This is a genomic window from Bacillus sp. LSHTCR4, assembly GCF_057197025.1.
Map to the genome: position 1 here is coordinate 2,191,781 of NZ_JBXUNO010000001.1, position 19,493 is coordinate 2,211,273.

Sequence of the window (19,493 nt, forward strand, 5' to 3'; positions counted from 1 at the left end):
CTCTCTCCTTTATACAATCATTCGAACGGCTACAACACCTGTAATTTTGCTTATATTTTCCACTATATTCTCTTTTATTATATCATCAATTCCGTTATCAATATCAATCATTGTGTACGCCCAAGAATGTTTACTACGATTTATCATATCTGCAATATTAATATGATGCTCCGCTAAACATCCTGTAATTTGCCCTACCATGTTCGGAACGTTTTGATGCATGATTGTAATACGTTTCTTTCCGATATACGGCAGCTCAACATTTGGATAGTTGACTGAATTACGAATATTTCCTGTCTCTAAATATTCACGTAATTGGCGCGCTGCCATGACCGCACAATTTTCTTCTGATTCAGATGTAGATGCACCAAGGTGTGGTGTCGCTGTTACATTTTTCATCTTGATCACATTTTCATTCGGGAAGTCCGTTACGTAATGCGCAATAATCTCTTCTTCTAACGCTTTTTGAAGAACCTTTTCATCTACAAGTTCTCCTCTAGAGAAATTGAATAGACGCATTCCTTTTTTCATCTTCTCTACAGCATGTTCACCAATAATCCCTTTCGTTTGATTCGTAAGAGGAATATGAAGGGTAATATAATCACATGTTGCAAAAATTTCATCTAAACTAAATGCCCTTTGTACATGTGTAGAAAGGCGCCAAGCTGTTTCAACTGAAATGTAAGGATCATAACCGACGACGTCCATGCCTAAAGCTAACGCATCGTTCGCAACTAAAGCACCAATTGCGCCAAGTCCGATAACACCTAGACGTTTCCCTGCAATCTCTGATCCAACGAATTGTTTTTTCCCTGATTCAACAAGTTGCGGTACTTCTTCACCTTCTAAATTTTTCGTCCAGCTTACTCCGTTAATAATGTTACGTGAAGACATAATAAGACTGGCGATAATAAGTTCCTTTACTGCATTAGCATTTGCCCCTGGCGTATTAAAGACTACAATCCCTTTTTCTGTACATCGCTCGACAGGAATATTATTTACACCAGCACCAGCTCTGGCAATCGCCTTTAAATCTTTTGAAAACTCTTCTTGATGTAAAGAATAGCTGCGAAGTAAAATACCGTCTGGGTGGTCCATTCTCTCCCCTACTTCATAACGCTCTCCGCTAAGCACTTGCAAACCTTTTTCTGCAATTTGATTTAACGTTTGAACACGAAACATATCCCCATCTCCCTATCTATTCTCAATCTCAAATTCCTTCATATAATTTACTAATTGCTGTACGCCTTGTACTGGCATCGCATTGTAAATACTTGCGCGCATACCACCGACTGAGCGATGTCCTTTTAGCGTAACAAGGCCGCGTTCTTTCGCTTTTTGTAAAAACTCACTGTTCAGATCTTCTGACGGTGTTGTAAACGGAATGTTCATAAGTGATCGATACGTAGGATCAACTGGTGAAGTAAACCATTTTGATTCATCTAAGAAATTATAAAGAAGTGAAGATTTCATTCTATTTTGTTCTTCAATCGCAGATACCCCGCCTTGCTCTTTCAGCCACTCTAGTACAAGTTTCGTTACGTAAATACTAAAGGACGGCGGTGTATTATATAAGGAGTTATTTTTGCTGTAAGTTTCATAGTTTAACATCGTAGGACAAGAGCGATCTGCTCCCCCAATTAAATCTCTTTTTATAATTGCAATCGTTAAGCCTGCTGGCCCTAAATTCTTTTGCGCTCCCGCATATATAAGACCAAACTTCGAAACATCATATCGTTCTGATAAAATATTTGAGGACATATCCGCAACGAGCGGTACTTTATCTACATGTGGAATGTCCACATACTTCGTTCCCTCAATTGTATTGTTCGTTGTAATATGTACATAATCTAGTTTTTCATCGCCTAGTAAACCATCCAGTTTAGGAATTGTAGTAAACTTCTCATTTTCAGAAGAAGCAATCACTTGCACTTCTCCTACTTTTTCAGCTTCTTGCATCGCCTTTTTAGACCATGAGCCAGTCAATATATATCCTGCTTTTTTATACGTATTCATTACATTCAGCGGTATCATAGAAAATTGTAATGACGCACCGCCTTGTAAAAACAATACTTCATACTCATCAGGAATGTTCATTAATTCACGAAGCAAGCTACTCGCTTCATCTATAATACTTTGAAAATAAGAAGATCGATGACTCATTTCCATAATAGACATGCCTGTCCCTTTATAATTTACAAGCTCCTTTTGCACTTTCTCTAAAACTGGCAAAGGGAGTATTGATGGTCCTGCTGAAAAATTATACACTCTTTCCATCACCCGGATGACCTCCCTATTTCTCATTTTAATTTTTTAAACTTTCTGAATTATAACCCACAATACAAGACACGGTCAATTTCTTTTCTAGTATTACGGCGCAAGAAGCAATGGAATCGCTTGCATGTGTAAACTTTTTTTATAAACATATAAAAAAGTGTTAAGTACATAATCGTACTTAACACTCTAGTAATAAAGTATAATTGCTAATTATCCGTGAAGAACCGATCAAAAATTTGATAAATTGCAGAAAGACCAATGAGCCAATAAATAGTGTCCACAAGCGCCGGCATAGAACCAAACCATTTCTCAACTACATTGTAATCTAACGCTACAAATAACCAATTCAAACCGCCAAGAATCACCAAAATTACTGTAAGGTAAGACAAAAATTTCATTATGATTGCCCCCTAGGTGATAAGATGGTGAAAGGCCTTTCACTAGAAATATATGTGGTAAACTTTAAAACTGACCTATTTTATAAAAATTATTTTCGGTACCAGCCGTTAATAACTGCCGCCGTTTCTTGACTATGTATTTGATACGCATGCGCACTATTATTAGATCCAATAAACCAAATTGAAAAACCTTTAAAATATGGTTTCGGTTCTAATACATTACGGTAAGCGCGCCATCCGTTTAATTGTACGTCTTTTGAAAGCACATTAGAAACATCTGGATTCCACGGGTTTTGCAAACCTAGTTCACGCGCTGGAACGTTAAATCCACCAAAGTATACGGGCTTTCCTGTTGCTTTATGTAATTGTTCTAGTTGCTGAACAACATTCTGCCCACGATTATATACTGTCGTCGCAAACAAACTTTGCTTCACTTCTTCGTATGATGGATTTCTTTTTCCTGACACTTCAAACCAACTATCGATACTAACAATGTCTACCTTCTTTAAATACGGACGGTTTATTTTCTCAACAAACTTCGCTTCATATGAAGGATCCCAGCTTGCTGTTAGCCACCAATTCATTTGATACAAAACATTTCCTTTATACTGCTGACGAACAAAATCAATCGTATCGCTCCAATATCCTTCTGCATATTCCATATTCACGAAATTAGAAGCAATCTTGAGCCCGTACACATTGTATTTACTTGTAATCGAGTTAAAGATGTCTTGCAAAATAATCGTTTTCCAATTCCAGAAGAAATCATTAATATTACTTGGATTCCATTCCGTTTCCCCAACATTCCCTTGCTGAATATATGGGAACGGTTCCACGATAACTTGAATATTACGCTTTAATAATTCCTGAATTAAAATAATAGCCTGTTGCTTTTGCGCTTGATTAATTACCATATTCGTAGAAGTCACATTCGGAATATCTACCTGAATCGGTACATTTACTGTATTTAAATTTAAGCGCTCTACATCAGCTAACACTTTCGCTACATTTCCAACTTCCCATACCGTTACATTTCCTGATTTGATTTTTCCAGATTGAACAGTATTTACATCTGCTTGTACATTTCCTTGAAAACAAAAAGAAAACAGCATAATAAACACTCCTAAAAAACTTATTAAACTCTTATTTTTCTTCACAACTTTCCCCCTATAATTTTTGGCTTTCTTGATTATTTTATACAATGTTTCATATATATTCCACAAAAAATCCAATAAATTTTTATTGATAAAAATGCTATTCATCCTTTATTTACATCTTATTCATACTAAGCTCCTAAAAATAGTAAGATAAATAAAAAAGGAACGGATTTCCGCTCCTTTTTTATCTTTTTACGATTATCAATCCATTTCCCTTTTAGGCTCTACCAACATGATGTGGGATTCCTTTTCAGTGAAAGGTTTATGCTCAACGCCTCTCGGGACAATAAACATCTCGCCCTTAGAAATTTTCACCTGTCCATCACGAAAATCGATGAACATCTCCCCTTCAAGCACAATAAATAGCTTATCCGTATTAGGATGCTCATGCCATATAAAATCTCCATTAGCTTTAAAAAGCTGAATTTGATCATCATTCATTTCACCAATTACTTGTGGATACCAATAATCGTTAATTTTAGATAACTCGTCATTTAGTTTAATAGGTTGGTAATGGATAATAATCCCTCCTCATTTTTAACTTCCACTATATTACAGTAATCTAAGTAAAAAATCGTCATTACGCTTAAAAAGAAAATGCTCCGGCCAGAACTTTTCATTCAGATAGTACAAAGGAATGATTTCAATGAAAGTTCTTTCAATCCAATGTTTCCTTTAACTCTCCATAAGTATAGAACAGTGATTTTCAAATACGAATGGACCCCTGTTGATATTAGTATGGATTATTGATGAACTTCTCGCGATAGTTAGTAGGCGAAATGCCAACTCGCTTCTTGAAAACTCTACTAAAATAAAAAGGGTCTGCGATTCCAACAGCCTGTGCAATTTGTTGTACAGGCACACTACTTGTACATAACATTTTTTGAGCCATCTTTATACGATAGTTCAATAAATATTCTGCTGGCCCCATACCTGCATGCTTTCTAAACACGTAAGAAAGACGATTTCGATTAACATTATTTTGTTCTGTAAGCGTATGTATTGTAATATCTTTATAATAGTATTCATGAACGTAAATAGATATTCGTTCGAATAGAATATGCGACTCATAGTTGTTTTCTCTATTGACAACACTTAATAAAGCTTCATTCAACGCTTCGCGAAACAGCATTTCGGTCTGAAGCATCGAAATGCCTCCACGCTGATTATACACATCCCAAAGACGCATAAGTACTTCAACAAGACGAGGAGATTGTCCTGTTAATAATTCAAAATGCCGATGAGTAAAGCTAGAGTTTTCTCGTTCTGAATTGCTTATCTGATATAAAACAAGAATATATTCCCAGTTTATTTCACCAAGCATTTTATGGGCTAATGTCATTTTTGCACCCCCATGTATAACTTTTCCTGGGGAAAGGATATACGGCGTACCATTAAATTGAAATTGCGTCTTCCCTGCAATTGGGAATACAAATCCTGGGAAAGAATCTGTAGACTCCGCACAAGGCACACCTGGATTTTTAGCATAACGATATACTCCTTCTACTCGGAAAGGGTTATTGGCAAGATACTCTGCTAACTCATTCACGTCCAACTTCACAATGCACGCCTCATTTCAATAATAGTTTTCTTGTAATTCGCGAGATTAATTGGGGTACATTCTGGGCAACGCTAAACTAAAAATAGTACATACGACTTAACAAGATCAGGTTATTAACCTATAAATATATTTTTTTCATTTATTGACAAAAGTATCCTCCCTACATTATTGATAATGATTTTCATTATAGTTTGATAAAAAAACATTTGTCAAGTTGGATGGCCTAGAAAAATGACGAAAAAAGGGGTACAGAGGGACAGTTCTGTTACAAATAAAATCTGGTCTTTGTTAACTAATTCCCCTCAAAACTGAAATGATCATGTTAATAGTTGTAATAGCTTTATTAATTACAGCACTTGCAGCATGTGGAAATAATCGTAAGCCTGAAGAAGTTGCTACAGCGTATTTCGAAGATGGAAATAGCCTACTATCAAATTAAATAATAGTAGGCTGGCTGTTAAAATGATTTAAGAACTGGGTTATGTTCTAAATGATAAGCTTTCATTATCAAAAAGATTATTACTAGTCCCCTCCACAAACAAAAACATCCTATCACTTCGGCTCTAAATTTAACACCTTCCCCTTTATCCCCTCCGTATTCAATGTAGTCGTATGATATGTTCCATTTACCCAATCATCTATTTGATCATGATACCAATCACTTCTAAAATGTCCTGATTGTCCCGGCCCTACAATATGATAACCGTTTGACATATCTTTCGTATCAATAACGAATCGCCAAGAAGCTCCGTGATTGACAATACCGTTATCTCCGTAACTCGCTGCTTGAACGGTAACTTGACTTCCACCAATCGGAACTGGTTTTTCACGATTAAATGCAAGTAATGCTAACATACTAGATGATTTTGAGATTGGATGTGTAAAAGCAAGTTGATGGTAATCGCCCCACTTCCACTCCGCAACATTCGGTCCATATTCCTTCTGTAATTTCTTCATTACATTTTCATACGATGTATGCACAACTTTCGTGAAGCCTCCGTGCTTCGTAAACCAAGTGGTATTTTCTCCCGCTACTTCTTTTCGAATCAATTCATCAACAACTTGTGACTTCCCTTCAAATAACTCCATCACATCTTTCGGTATTTCTTTTGAAAATAGCGTATTTGAAATCTCTTTCATTAACAAATGGAATAGTAATGGTGCCGCTTCATCTTTATTATCATAAAAATTCCACTTTGTTAATTGTTTTACGCCTTCTTTCTCTACTTCGTTTAAAGATGCTTTATTTAACTCTTTTAAAAATATAGGGACAAATTCTTTCCCGTATAAATTTTTTTGATCCATCTGTAACTCTTCTAAATCTTTCACCGTATACTTTTCCTTCTCTTGTAAAAACTCTTGAATACGCATTTGCCTATATGGCTGTGCCCACGTATTACTAATATGGTACGGATAGTTATCATCCACAATTTTATTATTCGCAGTTGAAATAAACCCTTGTTTTGGATTGATTACTTTTGGCAGTTGATCATATGGGATATACCCTTCCCACTCATATTCATCTGTCCACCCTGGCACCGGTAAACTCCCATCGCCTTTTTTACGCACTGGTATATTTCCATTCGCTTTATAAGCTATTGTGCCGTCATTTGATGCAAATACAAAGTTTTGAGTTGGGGTATGGAAGTCTTGAAGAGCCGTTTCAAACTCATTCCAGTCTTTCGCCTTATTCATATTTAATACAGCCTTTAATTCAGCGGAAGGTTCCAAAGCAGTCCATTTCAAAGCGAATACTGTTTTCGTTTTCTCTTTCCCTTTATCCGCAAACTCCGAAATGACTGGTCCATGCCTCGTAACTGTAACGTTATACGGAATTGTTTTCCCGCCTTTTACTTTAATAGATTCATCAACAACAGTCGCTTTTTCCCACTTATCGTTATACAGAAATTCATTTTCATTATTAGGATTTCTCTTCTCAATATATAAATCTTGCACATCAGGACCTGTATTCGTAACGCCCCATGCTATTTTGTCATTGTGTCCTAATATAACGCCTGGTACGCCAGCGAAAATAACGCCACTCACATGTAAATCTTTCATTTCAAGTTTCGACTGATACCAAATTGAAGGCGTCGCAAGAGATAAATGAGGATCATCCGCTAAAATCGGCTTACCAGACGCACTCTTCTCACCGCTTATGACCCAGTTATTGCTACCATTAAACTCTGGTGGAATGATCGTTTTTGCAAAACTTTGTGCGACATTCACATTTGTATTCTCGAGTTCAGCTAGCAATCTAGGCGCATCTTTCGGATATGTAGGAAATAACTCATTTGCTTGCTCTTTCGGTAAATTTTTCAGCGCCCAATATCGAAACGCCTGCCCGTGCCAATGTCCGCCTAAATCAAACGCCATATACTTTCCAATCGTTAACGTATCAACAATGGACCATTCAGTAGGCTCATATCCTAGTATAGTAAACTCAACCGGCAATTTCTTTTCCTCTTTTGCCTCGCGTATAAAAGCATTTACCCCATCAGCAAATGACTGCAGGGCATATTTCGCTTCCCCGTCATATTGACTAACAGAAGCTTCTGCTGCTCGCCGTAAACCGAGCGTTCGAAACAACTTATCCCGATCAACAGCTGCTTCCCCCACAACTTCACTTAACATACCAGAAGCTTGCCTTCTACTTAAATCCATTTGAAACAACCGATCTTGCGCTTGTACATACCCTTGCGAAAAATATAAATCATGTGCATTTTCCGCTTTAATATGCGGTACCCCTTTACTATCTCGCTTTACCGTAACAGCACGTTGTAAATCCTCTATCTTTATCGTTCCATCTATCTTTGGCACAGATTTAAGCGTATATATGTTCAAAAAAATCGCTGTACAAATTATTAACAAAAGAACAATACTACTCGACCAAATAAAAATTCTCTTACCTCTAGTTTGTTTCTTCTTTATGACGACTTCCATTTAACCCCCTCCTTTCTCAAACTATTCGCTTCTATTTTGAAAGAACCTTTTTGAATAGGAAAAATCCTTCTTTTCCCATGTTATGGATCATGTAAACAAACTTCTCCTTCCTTTCCTTCAATTAAATTCCCCTGTCCTTTCTTACACCAATTCCTCAAAATCCCCTTCACATAAGCAAACGTTCGCTTATTCTGTTCAAATGCAATTTTAAGTGCCTCTAATACTCTTTCTCCTGAAACTTTTCGTATCCACTTCTTCAATTCCTTCACGACATATGGGGATAAACTACTAATATGTTGTTCATAAAACTTGTACACTTTACTATTGGGAACCGCCTCTTCTATACTTTCTACCTCTTCTACTTCTTTCTCTTCAATAACTACTTCCGAACTATTATTATCCTCTTCTTCCGGCATACCAAAATGCTGCAACAACAATGGAATCTTCCATTCTTCTTCCAGACATTTACGTAAAAACATATGGATGAATTCTTTATTTTTTACAGTCTTTAACTCACGTAACACACATTTTTCTACATTCGTATTTAAAATAGGGTTATAGTGTAACCAATTTAGTATGTATAACTCTTTCGTTTCCGCATCGTATAAAATCTTTCCGTATTCAACAAACCTATTTAATAACTTCTCAACAGTCTCCATATTGTAGCCTGTTTCAAGTTCTGCCACACGCTTCGGTAATACGTAAATTCCACATTGCTTCGTTTTCGTACCAGTTAACAAATATATGTAAAAATAACGCTCCTCTGGCGTTAAATCTAATATGAATTCATCTTGCCAAAAGTTCACTTGCACATTACGGTACACCGCCATATGTTTACCTCCTCCTCGTATTCATAAAAAGGCAGATTTCAATCCTTCAATATACATATAGGAGTAAGGGCTTGGTTTTTGCAGTTGAATTCCAAATTTTTTTAACTACTACAACGACGGTTTTAATTTTTCGTGCTTTTTTGTTCTTGTAGTTGTTTTTGTTTTGTTTTTTCTTAGTGATTTATTACTTGGTAGGTGCTTATAAGGGGCTTGGAAGGGGCTTCATAGTGGCTAATATAAAAAGGAGCTGTTCCATTTGAATAGCTCCTTTAAAATCCTTATTACTTTTCCTTGTACCAGTATAAACTACTACATACAATTCATTTATTTCTGCATAGAGTTTAACATCTTTACTAAAAAGGCAGCTGCTTCACCACGAGTTGTTGTCCCTTTAGGATTAAACTCATTATTTCCAACACCAGTAACTACCTTTAAACTGTATAATCGTTGAACAGGCTGTTTGTATGTGATCAAATGTTTATCCCTAAATGGTAATGCGACTAATTCTCCTGTAACACCTTTATACTGTAATGCGTTATCAATCATGATCGATGCTTCTTCACGTGTGATAGATGCGTTAGGATCAAAAACCCCGCCGCCACGACCGTTAATAATTCCTGCACTTGCACTACGTTTAATACCGCTATGAAGCGATGGATGCGCTTTGTTCATATCTACAAATGACTTATTTCCTTCTGGTAGCTTGAGAGCATTTGAGATTAATGTTGCAAACTCAGCTCTCGTAACATTACGATAAGGCGCAAATACACCATTTCCTTCACCGTTCATAATTCCTAGGCTGTTTAGCTTACGAATATGCCCTTCAAACCATCCACCTGTAATATCATCTTTTGGTTTTTGCACTTCTTTATTTGGCACATTATAGTTTATCTTAATCCAACTTGGGTTATAGAAAATCCACTCATCATTACCTACTTTATACCAACCGTTTTTAACTGCTAATACTTTGTAACGATCTCCGTTTGAAGCTTTACGAACGATATGATGCTCAAGTCCCGAACCGCTACGTACGTTTATACCATCACCATTCACTACAAGCTCCATATTAGGTTCAGCTGGATTATATTCATTTGAATCAAATAGCTCATTTCTTTCCTGTAAAGGCGAATCAATTTGTGCGTTAATATTTGCATACCATTGAATACCTTGTACGAAGCCAGTCCAATTTCCACGAGAAATTAAAATATCAGGACAGTTTTTACCGCTCCATTGTTGATGCCTATAAATATGATCCGCGCTAATTCCTTCTTTGTTCATTAAATAACCTGCAAGTCTCTTTGCATTCTCTAATGCTTTATTGTAATCTCCATCTTGGTTAACTGAAATTTCGATACCGATAGACTCTCTATTTCCTGACCCATCGCCATCTCCTGCATGCCATCCATTTTCATTTGTTGGTAAGTGCTGATAAATTTGTTTATCGTCCACTGTAAAATGCCAAGAAGCAGTTCGGAACGTACCTTCCGTTGCTTGTTTATACAAATATTTCGCATGATTTTCAGCATTTGCACCACGAGCGGTGTTTGCAGTCTCGTGAATTGTAATATAGCGTGCTTTCATCGGATTACCAGGGCGAATATCAGGATTTCCTGCTGGAACAATCCACTCTACAAACGGTACACCTGCAAGTGTTCCATATTTCTTTGTAGTAATCGATGCACTATACTGAATAGCTCTTGGCTTTTCAAACGGCTTCATTTCACGAGTAGAGCCATCATTTCGACCGTCTACCTGTTCAAATGCCTTTTCAATATTTGAAATAGCTTCATCTTCTGCTACTTCACCTTTTTTCGCTTCTTTCATTTTATGTAACTCTTCTGTTTCATTATGTTTATGCTTATATTCTTCTAGAAGAATTTTCTCATTCTCTGATACTTCTGCTTCATTAATTTGCATGTAATCTGGAGTTTCTAGATTGAAATTAGAATAACGTAATCCGTTCGTTCCACGCTCCCCTTGTGCAATACTAATCTGGTCAGTATGAGATTTATTTATCTCTTCTGCTGATATTGATAAAGGTGCACTCCCTAACATTACTAGACTTGTTGATAGTGCGATTACTCGTTTTTTAATATTCATTGCTTTCATTGATACCTACACTGTTCGTATAAGTATCTCGACCTCCCTTTATTTTTTCATTATTGAAATACTATGAATCTACTATGTATGTATAAAACTACGTTTATTCCACCCTTTTATAAATACTTTCAATTTATCCCCAGTAGGTAATTTATAGTTTCTAAAAAATCCCTTAACAGACATTACTTTATAACCAATTGTAATCGCCGTCAAAAATACTTCTTCCCTTACACACCACTACTTCTCAAAAAATAGATTTGGATACCTTTTACTATTTTGCTTCAACAATAAGGATTTTTATAATTTTTCATAACTATCAAGTCTCTATTAAATAAATCCTGTTTCCTTGTACTTTTCCCTTTGAAAATAGTAACATTTTTACATTCTTACGATAAGGAATGAAAATATATAAGTGATTACTCAGACGTTTTTATAGACGAGAAACTCTATATCATGTGCAAGATACTTTGGAAAACTATTTCAAATTAAAAGAAGTTATGAATAGTAAACTTAAATATTTTTTCCTTTTCGCTTTTATTACAAATTCCCTTTAACATTTTCGACAATCTCGTTTATCGTATTTCGATCAAACTTATCACTAATTTCGTATGGCTCACGATCTCCTACTAATTGTACGCCTACGATATCATTGCGATCCTTACCATATTGCACTTCAATAATCGATCCACGCTCTATTTGTTTCCAAACAAGACCTGCTTTATCCTTATTATCTAACACAATACAGTCCTCAATATTTTCGTCAATCCCAATTAACTTGTTATCATCCATATATCCAACCTCGTATTGTTGACGTTCTTTCGCTTTGCCACTTACTACTATACCTTTGCTTCCATATGAGTAATCCGTATAGTCCTTTTTCTCCGATTGTACCGCTTTCGGCTCTTTTGCTTCAGTTTTTTCAGTATTTCCACAACCCACAATCATACTAATTGGCATAACTACAGTTAATACTATTCTCGTAAATTTCTTTATCATTTATAACCAACCTCACATGTTTAACTTTACATTCCATTTATCCCTTTACCAAATAATAACATAATAATACCGAGAAAGAGTCAAAGGTAAAATATTATTTTCATTCTAAAAATCTATGTAAAAAACTAAACCTCAGTATTGCCTTCCCCTTTACTTTCATATAATACCCTCACAATTATAAATAGCTAGATTTTCAAAATTACTACCTGCACTATCGACAAATTATAGAAAGTAGACATCCTACTCACATAAGATTTAAAATTAGAAAGTATGGAAAACATGATAAAAAATATTGGCTAGTTGTTCGCAATTAAAATGGTCTTTACATGAAGAAAGGAAGTGCACAGCTTTGGATTTTAAAACAGTTATGCAGGAGCTTGAAGCCCTAGGCAAGGAACGAACGAAAAAAATATACATATCTAACGGTGCGCACGAGCCAGTTTTCGGCGTAGCTACAGGTGCTATGAAACCAATCGCTAAAAAAATAAAAGTAAATCAAGAGTTAGCAGAAGAACTTTATGCCACAGGCAACTACGATGCTATGTATTTTGCAGGCATTATTGCGGATCCGAAAGCTATGAGTGAATCTGATTTTGATCGCTGGATAGACGGAGCGTATTTTTATATGTTGTCTGATTATGTGGTGGCAGTCACTTTATCAGAATCAAATATTGCACAAGATGTTGCTGATAAATGGATTGCAAGTGGGGACGAGCTTAAAATGTCTGCAGGTTGGAGTTGCTACTGCTGGCTTTTAGGAAATCGCAAAGACAATGAGTTTTCTGAAAGTAAAATTTCCACTATGCTTGAAATGGTGAAAAATACGATTCATGATTCGCCAGAACGAACAAAATCCGCTATGAATAATTTTCTAAACACGGTAGCAATTTCATATGTGCCACTACACGAAAAGGCAGTCGAGATTGCAAAAGAAGTTGGTATAGTTGAAGTAAAACGTGCTAATAAAAAAAGCAGTTTGCTAAATGCTGCAGAAAGTATTCAGAAAGAACTTGATAGAGGCAGACTTGGGTTCAAACGTAAATATGTAAGATGTTAAAAAAGAAAAAGGCGGTTATCAATCAAGAAAGATTGTTAACCACCTTTTTCTTTGACTACTGAGCTCTCCTCTCAGAAAACATTCATTTCCCTCTGGATAACTTACATGTTAGAAACTTCTTCATTCAATTTATAAACTCTATCTCTTTTCTCATCGCTTTTGACAAAAGTAAGCTTTCCTTCTTTAACAAAGTCTTCCAACACTAAACATACTTGTCCATATGCTTTCGGCTTATTCGTTGTGAATCTTTCATCTGATATTTTGCCAGATCGTATTAATTGTTCACATAGCTCAAGTGCACTTATTTCTTCAGAATCTACTAATTCCAATATATCTTTTTGTAATGGCGATAAAGGTACTGGTATATTAGCTACCTCCGCCTTTTCTCGTTTGTTTTCTTCTTCAAATAAATCTTCAAATGAAATTTGATTCATTCCTTCTTTTCCTTTCTAACAATTGATTTGTATAACATAAACTGAATTGTATAGCGTAGTTATTGTTATGTAGTACGTACCTAAGTACGTAAATGTCAAACTCATGTACATCGTTTCATATAGTATATTTCGATTATACCAAATATACGTTCTATTTTCTATCGTAGATTGGAAAACAAAACATTTTACTGTATGTACCATTATTAAATAGAGCTGAACATTCATCATCCAAATATTACATTTTCAGTTATATTATCGAAAATTTATCCACATTACGGAAATAAATAACAAATAATTGTCATTTACATGTTATAATTACGATGCATGCATTTAGTTGAATTACATGCATATTTGTAATGCGTATATTTAATAAAGTTAAATGAAACTGGGGAGGCTTGCGCAAATGGGCAAGAAAACAAGCAAAACTAAAAAGTTTTTCGGATTCGTAATCACCGCAGCAATAGCAACTACAACACTGGTAGGTACAGTAAATGCAGAAACAACTACGAATAACTATAAGGTAGCTAGCAATGCAAATACTGTATTTACAGATGTACCAAAGGACCACTGGTCAAAAGATGCTATTGATTACTTAGCGGCAGCAGGGATTTATAAGGGGTATGGAAATGGGAAATTTGGTTTTGGCGACAATGTTACTAGAGGACAGGTAGCTTCTTTAGTCAATCGATATTTAGGTTTAATTGCAGACGATAAACAAGGAAATATGTTTAGTGATATTACAAATCATATGTTTGAAAAGGATATTAAAGCCATTGCGCAAGCTGGAATTATGACAGGAGATGGAACAGGTACATTTCGTCCTGATGATGTATTAACTCGTTATGAGATGGCAGTAATATTACAAAGAGCATTTCATTTAGAATCAAAAGAACAAGGGAAATTTAAAGACGTACCAAAAGGTCATTGGGCCTATGAAGCTGTAAATACACTGCGTAGTAACCGTATAGCACAAGGTGACGAGGCAGGTAATTTTAACGGAAACACATTTGTGAAGCGTGAGCAGTATGCACAATTTTTCTATAACGCAATAGCAAAAAACAGAGATTATAATTTCAACATCAATTCAAAAGAAGAATTAAAACAAATGCTAACAACAGCTTTACAGAATGGGACGTTTGGTCCATTTAAATTAAATTCATTAGGTAAAGATCTATCCGAGGTAAAAAAAGAATATGGAGCACCTGATGTTTTGAAGAAAGCATCATGTACAGATTGTGATGCACCTAATATAGCGGTATACGGCGATTATAATATTGACATGTATCCTTGGGACGCTAGATATATATCGGTGAAAATGGATATCACTATTAACGAATTGAAAGAGTGGTTTGGTGAACCAGATGGAATCGGAGAAGATATGACTAGTGAAGGCTTCATATATAATCGAGGAAGCTATTCTCTTTATTTCAGCTTCTCTGATGGTTATATTCAACGCGCTGAAATATCTAAAAATAAATTTAATTACTAAGTTACAAGCAATATAAAATATATAAAGCATAAAAAATCCTTCAAGAACATGCCTTTTCTTGAGGGATTTTATTTTTCCTTATCTATTTAACAAAATCCAAAGCTATAAAACTCCTACTGATTAAACTTTATTTTTCTTGGTGCTCCGCTTCCCATTCGCTTAAATACGTTGCATATTCTAATTCATCCGGATCATCATATAACATAGAAATAAACTCTAATTTATTTCCATCACAATCTAGAAAATATACGCTTACAGCTGGCATCCATCTTTGAACAATTGGCTCTTCATTCCCTTTCCCCTGACTTCCTATCACCTCTATTCCACGATTCTCTAACCACAATTTAGAATTCTTCAAAAACTCTAAATCTACACAAAAAGCGAAGTGTTTCGTCTCAAAATCTTCATTACTATGTACTTCCCATAATCCAAGCATTTGTTTTTTATTTTCTCCTATCCAAAAGAAAGCACCCCGCCTTTTCGATAGTTTTTTTGCTAATGCTAAACCTAATTTATTTTGATAGAAATCTATCGCCTTTTCTAAGTTTCTTACATGTAAATGAGTTTCATATATGCTTTGTATCATTATGTATCCCTCCCCCTACATTACGGTTTTTCCAAATATATTTTGTCTTTATCATACAAATAAATATATTTGAAATCATCCTACTTTTGTATCATTATTCTTTCCTACAAAGGTATTAACACATGTGAATGTACGGATTTTATTTATCCCGCATTAACGAGCTGTAAGACCCCACTGATTAAAGTTTCACTTTATAACTTATGTGCATTATTTTAAGTAGTCTGTTTCAATTATACAGATTGTACGTTCCGTCATCTATTGTGGAATTCGTTATTGCTGGACTGAAAGCGATAATAAGTATCCATTGCACAAATCACACAAACAAAAAACACTGCCAATCGCAGTGTTTTTAAATTCGGTTTCTTATCTAATTGTTCTGTAGAATACATTCATATTAAATCGTTATTGAGAGAAAGACCAATTCTTTCTTATTTCGTCAACAACGATTTCCGGATAATCCCAATGAAGTATATGAGTAGATTCCGGGATAAGTTTTACTATCCCCTTCGCTTTTTCTTCAAAAATTTTAGCTGTTTTATCTCTATATTCATTCCAGCTATTAGGTTCAGTCGCTCTTAATAAAATCATAGAAGATGGTAATTTTTCATAAATGTCTATTGTCTCATGCTTGTGCATCGCTTTAATGATATTAACTGCAGTAGTACCACTTACATGCCAATGAACTTTACCTTCCTTTTCAACAGCAAGGTCTTTAACTGCCACTTCAATCATCGGTGACCATCGTGTATATGCTGCTTTTTCTATTTTGAAAAAGTCATCCCAACCATCAAATGTATATTCATCAAAGTCTTTTTCATAATGCGCTACTACTTCTTCTAGTGTTTGAACTTTTAACCTCTTCGTTTAATACCCACCATCAATAAGCATCGTACCTTTGACCCTTTGCGGATATTTATTTATATAAAATAAATATCCAAAACTCCCCCAAGAATGCGATAGAGAATAAAATTGATCGATTTCAAGAATATCTGCTATTTCATGCAACCAATCTATTATATTTGGCATCTCATATTCTTCAGTTAAATCTAGTGAATCCATTTTCCCATGACCTGCTGCATATAATACAATAAACCTGTACTCGTCTTTTAGTTTTTCAGCTCCTTCTATGAAGGTAAGACTAGGGATACCTACCCCATGTAAACAAGTATTCCATGTTACGAATGAAAAAGGATCTGATATGAATATCAGATCCTTTTTCACTGCTTCTTTTATAACTTTAAGTTCTTGATACATACATTGATTCATACGTACTTACATTATCATACACAGTTTTCGCAATACGAAGAGGAAGATGGAGACATCCTTCAGATCCAACTTTTCCAGTGACAATGCATAATTTATCTCCTTTACTGAAGAGAAATATGTCTACTGACTTTTTAATAGAATCAAAGTGTACTTTTATTTGTCGGACTTAATTTTTTCGCAATATTCTTCTAAAGTTAATCCCTTTTCTTTTAGATATATAGCAACTTCTTTTCCTACATAACGATAGTGCCATGGCTCATACTTAATGCCAGTAATTTCCTCTTTATCCTTTGGATAGCGAAGAATAAAACCATACTCTGCAGCATTCTTATCTAACCATTTAAATGCATCGGTAGTTTCAAATTTTGCATTTAAGTCTTCTACAGTATTCTGCCATTCAACTGAAATAATGTCTAACGCTAATCCAGTATGATGTTCACTTGCGCCAGGATACTGAAGATATTCCAATGCCTTAGCACTAGCCTCTGTATCCGACAAACCTTGAGATTTATAGCTTTTAACTGAAGCATCATAATAAGTTTGTTGTAATTTTATAGCTCGATAACCTGACCTTAAATAAAGGTTAATGCCCTCTTTTTTTGCAGCTGTTACCATATCCTGATAGGAAGTTGCAATTCTGCTATCTATTTTCATATTTGGCTTAGCATTTTGGGTGATACTTGTTAATTCAATCCCTAGTTCCTTTGGTAACATATGTTCTCTATTTACAAGAATAATTCTCCAATCATTAAGATCAGAAATAGGTAATGCATCTTTTTTATTCGCTTTTATATCAACTTTATTTTTATCATTATGATTAGTAGTTTCCTGAGATGTTTGTTTTCCACTACAAGCAGCAAGACTCCATCCCAATGCCAATACCAATGCTAAAATTATAATTTTTTTAATTGTATCTCATTCCCTTTTTGTTTATTAGTCTTTATACCAATTTCCCAACACTTCTTTAGGAATATCCTTAAAATCCTTCAAAGAAACAGGGCCGACAAATTCTTTAACCCCATGTTTTTTAGAATTTTCATCTGAATAATCTTTTAAAAATTGAATTTTAAAATGCTTCTTACCATCAGCATAGTCGGTTACTGTCGGTACAACTGCAGCTTGTCGTATACCAAAAGTTTCATCTTCATACTTAACAAATTGTATATACGATAGTCCTCCAATCAATGTTTCTAATTTTTCTTGAGCAGAAATAAGATTTCCAAGAGAATAATAGATTAGCGTCTGATGTCCATCTTTATTTTCTTTCCACTCAATTGGTTGGATTACATGTGGATGATTTCCAATTACTACATCTACGCCTAAATCTGTTAAATATTGAGCAATTTCTTTTTGTTGCTTTGAAGGCGTAAAGGTATATTCTACTCCCCAATGCACCATAACAATCACCATATCAGAATTATTCTTTGCCTTTTCCACATCATTTTGTATCGCTTCTTTATCAATTAAATTTAATGCCCAAGACTTATCCCCTGGAATTTTATTTCCATTCGTACCATATGTATAATTTAGTAACGCAAAACGAATACCATTTTTGGTAATCGTTTTTATTTCATTGCGTTCGTTTTGACTCTCATTAATGCCTAATGGGATAACATCCTGATATTTCTTCCAGTATTCTCTTGTATTCATCACACCTTTAATACCCATATCCATCGTGTGATTTGTCGCTTGAGTCACTATATTGAATCCAGTGTCCACTAAAGATTGACCTACTTCTTCAGGTGTATTGAAAGTAGGATATCCCTGTACTTTTAGATGATTTCCTGCAATTGGAGTCTCCTGGTTCACAATAGCAAGATCACTTGATTGAACAGCTGTTTTTATATTTTCATAAATATAGTTATAATCATATGAACCATCTTTTTGTTTGCCATCTTTAATTACTGCGTCATGATATAAATTATCACCCGTTGCTATTAAATTCACTACCGATTTTACTTTTTTATCTTCCATAAAATTAGGGGATTTTTGAATAGGACTTTTATCGACCCAATTGGGTGTTTTTAATGATTTATCTGCCTTTGATTGAGCCGGTGGTAATGAAGCTTTAGATGTCTTAATATCTGTATTGTCACAAGCGGTTAAAATCAATAAAAAAATAAAACATAATAAAAAAAACTTTTTATTTCTCTGTAAATTATCTAACATGTAATCCTCTTTTCTGTCATATTACTAATAACCAATTCTAACAAATAACTTTTAAAACAGCGTATTTTGATTTTACACTTAATTTTTGAAAACACTCTATTACATTTGCTTCGGAATATACGGATAATCTTTTTCACTTTCTAACAATCTATTATTTCTATCAGAATGAATAGATTGCTAGAAAAACATTATCCAATAGGATGTTGAATTTGATATACCAGTTCCAATTG

Annotated in this window: 16 protein-coding genes and 1 pseudogene; 2 read left to right on the plus strand and 15 right to left on the minus strand. The window is 34.9% G+C overall.

The window, feature by feature from the left end:
• Positions 1 to 9: 9 nt before the first annotated feature.
• The 10 genes from AC2CGR_RS11230 to AC2CGR_RS11275 form a co-directional block, all read right to left on the minus strand.
• The gene (locus tag AC2CGR_RS11230; protein WP_071743215.1) at positions 10 to 1,182 is read right to left on the minus strand and encodes a 3-phosphoglycerate dehydrogenase family protein; all 1,173 of its coding nucleotides are present in this window, start codon (positions 1,180 to 1,182) and stop codon (positions 10 to 12) included.
• A 12-nt stretch (positions 1,183 to 1,194) separates the two neighbouring features.
• Positions 1,195 to 2,277, minus strand: coding sequence for a 3-phosphoserine/phosphohydroxythreonine transaminase (gene serC / locus AC2CGR_RS11235; protein ID WP_484480824.1), 1,083 nt, complete (start codon positions 2,275 to 2,277; stop codon positions 1,195 to 1,197).
• Positions 2,278 to 2,483: 206 nt separating this feature from the next.
• On the minus strand, positions 2,484 to 2,675 hold the full coding sequence (locus AC2CGR_RS11240; protein ID WP_000670803.1) for a DUF378 domain-containing protein: 192 nt from the start codon (positions 2,673 to 2,675) through the stop codon (positions 2,484 to 2,486).
• Between the two features lie 89 nt (positions 2,676 to 2,764).
• Positions 2,765 to 3,832 (minus strand): glycoside hydrolase family 113, encoded by a 1,068-nt coding sequence (locus tag AC2CGR_RS11245; RefSeq protein WP_131102617.1) that lies wholly within the window; start codon positions 3,830 to 3,832, stop codon positions 2,765 to 2,767.
• Between the two features lie 201 nt (positions 3,833 to 4,033).
• Positions 4,034 to 4,273 (minus strand): cupin domain-containing protein, encoded by a 240-nt coding sequence (locus AC2CGR_RS11250; protein WP_000997182.1) that lies wholly within the window; start codon positions 4,271 to 4,273, stop codon positions 4,034 to 4,036.
• A gap of 292 nt (positions 4,274 to 4,565) precedes the next feature.
• Positions 4,566 to 5,393 carry a helix-turn-helix transcriptional regulator gene (locus AC2CGR_RS11255; protein ID WP_484480825.1) on the minus strand — a complete coding sequence of 276 codons (828 nt, stop codon included), beginning with the start codon at positions 5,391 to 5,393 and terminating at the stop codon, positions 4,566 to 4,568.
• Between the two features lie 552 nt (positions 5,394 to 5,945).
• Positions 5,946 to 8,336, minus strand: coding sequence for a penicillin acylase family protein (locus AC2CGR_RS11260; RefSeq protein WP_484480826.1), 2,391 nt, complete (start codon positions 8,334 to 8,336; stop codon positions 5,946 to 5,948).
• An 80-nt stretch (positions 8,337 to 8,416) separates the two neighbouring features.
• Positions 8,417 to 9,166 (minus strand): DnaD domain-containing protein, encoded by a 750-nt coding sequence (locus AC2CGR_RS11265; RefSeq protein ID WP_098215180.1) that lies wholly within the window; start codon positions 9,164 to 9,166, stop codon positions 8,417 to 8,419.
• A gap of 324 nt (positions 9,167 to 9,490) precedes the next feature.
• Positions 9,491 to 11,266: an S-layer homology domain-containing protein gene (locus AC2CGR_RS11270; RefSeq protein WP_484480914.1), complete on the minus strand. Its 1,776-nt coding sequence runs from the start codon at positions 11,264 to 11,266 to the stop codon at positions 9,491 to 9,493.
• A gap of 537 nt (positions 11,267 to 11,803) precedes the next feature.
• The gene (locus AC2CGR_RS11275) at positions 11,804 to 12,262 is read right to left on the minus strand and encodes a hypothetical protein (RefSeq protein ID WP_071726150.1); all 459 of its coding nucleotides are present in this window, start codon (positions 12,260 to 12,262) and stop codon (positions 11,804 to 11,806) included.
• Between the two features lie 349 nt (positions 12,263 to 12,611).
• Between AC2CGR_RS11275 and AC2CGR_RS11280 the strand changes: the two genes are divergently transcribed.
• On the plus strand, positions 12,612 to 13,319 hold the full coding sequence (locus AC2CGR_RS11280; protein ID WP_071726151.1) for a DNA alkylation repair protein: 708 nt from the start codon (positions 12,612 to 12,614) through the stop codon (positions 13,317 to 13,319).
• A gap of 101 nt (positions 13,320 to 13,420) precedes the next feature.
• Here the strand turns inward: AC2CGR_RS11280 and AC2CGR_RS11285 are convergent, their stop codons facing one another.
• On the minus strand, positions 13,421 to 13,753 hold the full coding sequence (locus tag AC2CGR_RS11285) for a DUF3895 domain-containing protein (RefSeq protein WP_001071925.1): 333 nt from the start codon (positions 13,751 to 13,753) through the stop codon (positions 13,421 to 13,423).
• Between the two features lie 403 nt (positions 13,754 to 14,156).
• On the opposite strand from AC2CGR_RS11285, the gene AC2CGR_RS11290 reads away from it, so the two are divergent.
• Positions 14,157 to 15,242: an S-layer homology domain-containing protein gene (locus AC2CGR_RS11290; protein ID WP_087967728.1), complete on the plus strand. Its 1,086-nt coding sequence runs from the start codon at positions 14,157 to 14,159 to the stop codon at positions 15,240 to 15,242.
• 127 nt (positions 15,243 to 15,369) lie between these two features.
• Here AC2CGR_RS11290 and AC2CGR_RS11295 read toward each other — a convergent pair whose 3' ends face one another.
• The 4 genes and pseudogenes from AC2CGR_RS11295 to AC2CGR_RS11310 all read right to left on the minus strand — a co-directional run bounded on the left by AC2CGR_RS11295 (position 15,370) and on the right by AC2CGR_RS11310 (position 19,263).
• Positions 15,370 to 15,828 (minus strand): VOC family protein, encoded by a 459-nt coding sequence (locus tag AC2CGR_RS11295; RefSeq protein WP_087967726.1) that lies wholly within the window; start codon positions 15,826 to 15,828, stop codon positions 15,370 to 15,372.
• A gap of 402 nt (positions 15,829 to 16,230) precedes the next feature.
• Positions 16,231 to 16,992: pseudogene (locus AC2CGR_RS11300) on the minus strand (alpha/beta fold hydrolase); the annotation flags it as partial.
• A 255-nt stretch (positions 16,993 to 17,247) separates the two neighbouring features.
• Complete coding sequence (locus AC2CGR_RS11305) at positions 17,248 to 17,979, minus strand: M15 family metallopeptidase (RefSeq protein WP_087967721.1); 732 nt, start codon at positions 17,977 to 17,979, stop codon at positions 17,248 to 17,250.
• Positions 17,980 to 18,027: 48 nt separating this feature from the next.
• Positions 18,028 to 19,263 (minus strand): CapA family protein, encoded by a 1,236-nt coding sequence (locus tag AC2CGR_RS11310; protein ID WP_087967719.1) that lies wholly within the window; start codon positions 19,261 to 19,263, stop codon positions 18,028 to 18,030.
• Between the last annotated feature and the right edge of the window lie 230 nt (positions 19,264 to 19,493).

Coding starts and splice junctions, on each gene's coding strand:
- AC2CGR_RS11230 (WP_071743215.1), bottom strand. CDS start 1,182: ATGTTTCGTGTTCAAACGTTAAATCAAATTGCAGAAAAAGGTTTGCAA.
- serC (WP_484480824.1), bottom strand. CDS start 2,277: ATGGAAAGAGTGTATAATTTTTCAGCAGGACCATCAATACTCCCTTTG.
- AC2CGR_RS11240 (WP_000670803.1), bottom strand. CDS start 2,675: ATGAAATTTTTGTCTTACCTTACAGTAATTTTGGTGATTCTTGGCGGT.
- AC2CGR_RS11250 (WP_000997182.1), bottom strand. CDS start 4,273: ATGAATGATGATCAAATTCAGCTTTTTAAAGCTAATGGAGATTTTATA.
- AC2CGR_RS11260 (WP_484480826.1), bottom strand. CDS start 8,336: ATGGAAGTCGTCATAAAGAAGAAACAAACTAGAGGTAAGAGAATTTTT.
- AC2CGR_RS11265 (WP_098215180.1), bottom strand. CDS start 9,166: ATGGCGGTGTACCGTAATGTGCAAGTGAACTTTTGGCAAGATGAATTC.
- AC2CGR_RS11270 (WP_484480914.1), bottom strand. CDS start 11,266: ATGAATATTAAAAAACGAGTAATCGCACTATCAACAAGTCTAGTAATG.
- AC2CGR_RS11275 (WP_071726150.1), bottom strand. CDS start 12,262: ATGATAAAGAAATTTACGAGAATAGTATTAACTGTAGTTATGCCAATT.
- AC2CGR_RS11285 (WP_001071925.1), bottom strand. CDS start 13,753: ATGAATCAAATTTCATTTGAAGATTTATTTGAAGAAGAAAACAAACGA.
- AC2CGR_RS11290 (WP_087967728.1), top strand. CDS start 14,157: ATGGGCAAGAAAACAAGCAAAACTAAAAAGTTTTTCGGATTCGTAATC.
- AC2CGR_RS11295 (WP_087967726.1), bottom strand. CDS start 15,828: ATGATACAAAGCATATATGAAACTCATTTACATGTAAGAAACTTAGAA.
- AC2CGR_RS11310 (WP_087967719.1), bottom strand. CDS start 19,263: ATGTTAGATAATTTACAGAGAAATAAAAAGTTTTTTTTATTATGTTTT.